Annotated in this window: 1 pseudogene; it reads left to right on the top strand. The window is 41.0% G+C overall.

The features are described 5' to 3' along the window. Positions 1-60 precede the first annotated feature (60 nt). A pseudogene (locus DS2_RS19310) lies at positions 61-1,324 on the top strand (IS256 family transposase). Positions 1,325-1,361: the final 37 nt, after the last annotated feature.

The raw sequence follows: 1,361 nt of genomic DNA on the forward strand, positions 1-1,361 counted from the left end.
GGTAGTGTTTAGAAATCTGTGTCACTCAATTATAATTGTTAATTCAAACAGGAGTGACACATGTCTCAAGAATTCGATTTCAACAAAGCTTTAGAACAACTTCAATCTGGTAAAAAACTGACAGGTGCAGACGGTGTACTGACACCTCTCATTAAACAGCTCACCGAAGCTGCTCTAAAAGCTGAAATTGAACAGCACATAGCAAGCGAATCTGAACCTAATCGTAAAAACGGAACCACTAAAAAGACGATTAAATCAACTCATGGTGAGTTTGAACTAGAGACCCCAAGGGACAGAGCGGGTACATTTGAACCGCAATTAATCAAGAAAAATCAAACCAAGTTTTCAGATGAAATTGACGAAAAAATTCTGTCCATGTATTCACACGGCATGAGTTATCGCGACATTAGAAAACACATTGCGGATATATACGCGATAGAACTGTCAGACGCCTCACTCACCGCTATAACAGACAAGTTAATTCCTCAACTCAATGAGTGGCGTTGTCGCCCTTTGGCTGAGGTTTACCCAATTGTTTGGCTGGATGCGATTCAATGAGTGGCGCTGTCGCCCTTTGGCAGAGGTTTACCCAATTGTTTGGCTGGATGCGATTCATTACAAAGTGAAAGAATCAGGTCGGTATGTTAGCAAGGCCATTTATACCATTCTAGGCCTAGATTTAGAGGGGCAAAAAGAACTACTTGGGCTGTATATTTCAGAAAATGAAGGTGCGAACTATTGGTTATCTGTACTCACCGATTTGCATAATCGAGGTGTTAAAGACATCTTAATTGCTTGCGTTGATGGATTAACAGGCTTTCCTGAAGCGATTGCGTCAATTTACCCTCAAACCGAAACTCAGTTGTGCGTGATTCATCAAATTCGAAATTCCATGAAGTATGTCGCATCCAAGCACCAAAAAGCGTTTATGGCAGATTTAAAGCCTGTTTATCGCGCCGCAACCAAGCTAGAGGCTGAAGTTGCACTTGATGAGCTTGAGGCTAAATGGGGAACTCAATACCCTATTGTAATCACATCATGGCGCAAAAAATGGGATAACTTATCGCTTTATTTTCAATACCCTGAAAGCATAAGAAAAGCGATTTATACGACAAACGCTGTCGAAGCTGTTCATCGCCAGTTCAGAAAGTTGACTAAATCCAAAGGTGCCTTTCCAAACGAGAACAGTTTGCTTAAATTGCTTTATGCTGGCATATTGAACGCGACTGAAAAATGGACAATGCCAGTGAATAATTGGAGTTTGGCATTGTCGCAATTTGCAATTCACTTCGAAGGGCGATTGGACAGTAAGTTAGATATTTAAATTTAAACTAGGCTGACACAGATTTTCGAACGCCCTC

The organism is Catenovulum agarivorans DS-2 (assembly GCF_000568405.1).
Classification (GTDB): domain Bacteria; phylum Pseudomonadota; class Gammaproteobacteria; order Enterobacterales; family Alteromonadaceae; genus Catenovulum; species Catenovulum agarivorans_A.